Genomic DNA, 2179 nt, shown 5'->3' with positions numbered 1-2179 from the left:
CCAGCCAGCCGCGCCCGGCGTCGACCGCCAGCGGCGGCAGCACCTCCTGCGGGGCCAGGCGGGACAGGACCCGGTGCACCTCGGGCTCGAAGGCCGCCCCGGCGACGTTCGCCTTGAACCACACCCGCCCGGCGTCGGTGGGCACGACGAGCTGGGTCGACCACGGACGGACGCGGGGCTGCTCGACCGGTCCGGTGACGACGCGGCCGTCGGCCTCGCAGGCCGCGACCAGCCACGCGTCGGCCTCGGCCCGCCACGCGGGGTCGGTCACCCGGACCGAGAACGGCAGCGTCATGGCGGTCAGCGTAGGGCCGATCGCGTCCACGGGCCGGGCAGCCGGGCCGAACCCTATGCTGGCGCCATGGGGCATCGGACGCAACGCCGCACTCGCCGCCACCGCCAAGGCCGGCCCCGGGTTCACCGCCACGTACGTCCGCCAGGTGCTGGAGTACGCGATCGACGGGCTCGGGCCGCTGCGCGGCGCCGAGGAGTCCGCGGACGCCGCGCTGGTCGCCGCCGACGGCGACGTCGAGCAGGCGGTCAAGGCGTACGTCCGCTCGCACGTGCGCATGGCCGCCGGGCAGGGCTTCGTCACCAACCTGTTCGGCGGCACCGCCGCGGCGGTGTCGATCCCGGCCAACGTCGCCGGCGTGGCGCTCGTGCAGTGCCACCTGGTCGCCGGCATCGCCCACCTGCGCGGCTACGACCTCTCCGACCCGCGCGTCCGCAACGCGGTGCTGGCCTGCATGCTCGGGCGCGAGGGCGTCCAGCAGCTGCTCAAGCACAAGAAGCTGCCCTCGTCCCCCATGGCGCTGGCGACCTCGCCGGTGCACGACCCGCAGCTGGACAAGCGGGTCGCGACCGAGGTGACGACGCAGATCTTCGGCACGGTCATCGGCAAGCGCGCCGCCGTGTTCGTCGCCCGGCGCGTGCCGGTGCTCGGCGGCGGGCGTCGGCGCACCGCGGACGCGATGTCGACCCGCGAGGTCGGCCGCTACGCCGCCGCCGAGCTCAAGGACCGCCGCCTGCGCCGCTGACGCTCAACGCAGCGCGCGGACGACCGCGGACGGCGACTCGCGACCGAGCTGCTCGGCCATCCACGCGCTCGTGCGCACCAGGTCGTCCAGCCGCACCCCGTGCTCGATGCCCAGGCCGTCGAGCATCCAGACCAGGTCCTCGGTGGCCAGGTTGCCCGTCGCGCTCTCGGCGTACGGGCAGCCGCCCAGGCCGCCGGCGCTGGCGTCGAACGTCGTGATGCCCGACTCGAGCGCCGCGTACGCGTTGGCCAGCGCCTGGCCGTAGGTGTCGTGGAAGTGCATGGCCAGGCGGTCGACCTCGACGCCCGCGCCGGAGAACGCGTCGACCATCGACCGGACGTGACCGGGCGTGGCGACGCCGATCGTGTCGCCGAGGCTCAGCTGCGAGGCGCCCAGGTCGAGCAGCCGGCGTCCGGCCGCGACGACGCGCGCGACCTGCACCGGTCCCTCCCACGGGTCGCCGAAGCACATGGAGACGTACGCGCGCACGTCCAGGCCGAGCCGCGTGGCCTTCTCCACCACCGGCTCGAACATCGCGAACTGGTCGTCGTAGGTGGAGGCGAGGTTCTTCTCGGCGAAGGTCTCGGTGGCGCTGGCGAAGATCGCGATGCTGCGGACGCCCGACGCCAGCGCCCGCTCCAGCCCCTTCTCGTTCGGGACCAGGACGGGGGTGGGCACCGCCAGCTCCCCGAGGTCGGCGAGCAGGTCGGCCGCGTCCGCCAGCTGCGGCACCCAGCGCGGGTGGACGAAGCTCGTCGTCTCCACGACCGGCAGCCCGGCCGCGACCAGGCGGCGGACGAACTCGGCCTTGACCTTGGTCGGGACGACCGCCGACTCGTTCTGCAGCCCGTCGCGCGGGCCGACCTCGTAGATGGTCACGCGCTCGGGCAGCGCGGGGTCGCGCTCGACCATCGGCAGGCGTCGCTTCACTCGTCCTCCACCACGAAGAGCACGTCGCCCAGCGCGACGCGCGCGCCCGCCGCGGCGGCGACCGCGGTGACGGTGCCGTCGTACGGAGCGGTGAGCGCGAGCTCCATCTTCATGGCTTCGAGCACTCCCAGCGACTCGCCGGCCGTGACGCGCTGCCCCTCGGCCACCGCGACGCTGAGCACGGTGCCCGGCAGTCGGCGCGGTCACCTCGG

4 protein-coding genes are annotated in these 2179 nt (G+C 74.7%); 1 reads left to right on the top strand and 3 read right to left on the bottom strand.

Annotated elements, in window-relative coordinates:
• Nucleotides 1–295: hypothetical protein (locus tag AC2W7G_RS14410; RefSeq protein WP_485869044.1), on the bottom strand; the 295-nt coding region annotated here is incomplete at its 3' end.
• 55 nt (nucleotides 296–350) lie between these two features.
• On the opposite strand from AC2W7G_RS14410, the gene AC2W7G_RS14405 reads away from it, so the two are divergent.
• Nucleotides 351–1037: a hypothetical protein gene (locus AC2W7G_RS14405; protein WP_485869043.1), complete on the top strand. Its 687-nt coding sequence runs from the start codon at nucleotides 351–353 to the stop codon at nucleotides 1035–1037.
• 3 nt (nucleotides 1038–1040) lie between these two features.
• On the opposite strand, the gene AC2W7G_RS14400 is transcribed toward AC2W7G_RS14405, so the two are convergent.
• Together AC2W7G_RS14400 and AC2W7G_RS14395 are read right to left on the bottom strand one after the other, a co-directional pair.
• Nucleotides 1041–1967, bottom strand: coding sequence for a hydroxymethylglutaryl-CoA lyase (locus AC2W7G_RS14400; protein WP_485869042.1), 927 nt, complete (start codon nucleotides 1965–1967; stop codon nucleotides 1041–1043).
• Nucleotides 1964–2149 (bottom strand): biotin/lipoyl-containing protein, encoded by a 186-nt coding sequence (locus tag AC2W7G_RS14395; protein WP_485869041.1) that lies wholly within the window; start codon nucleotides 2147–2149, stop codon nucleotides 1964–1966. The genes AC2W7G_RS14400 and AC2W7G_RS14395 overlap by 4 nt, the downstream gene beginning before the upstream one ends.
• Nucleotides 2150–2179 lie beyond the last annotated feature (30 nt).

Source organism: Aeromicrobium sp. PFPM2_SD2, from assembly GCF_057364525.1.
This window is presented reverse-complemented; position numbering and strand designations above follow the sequence as displayed.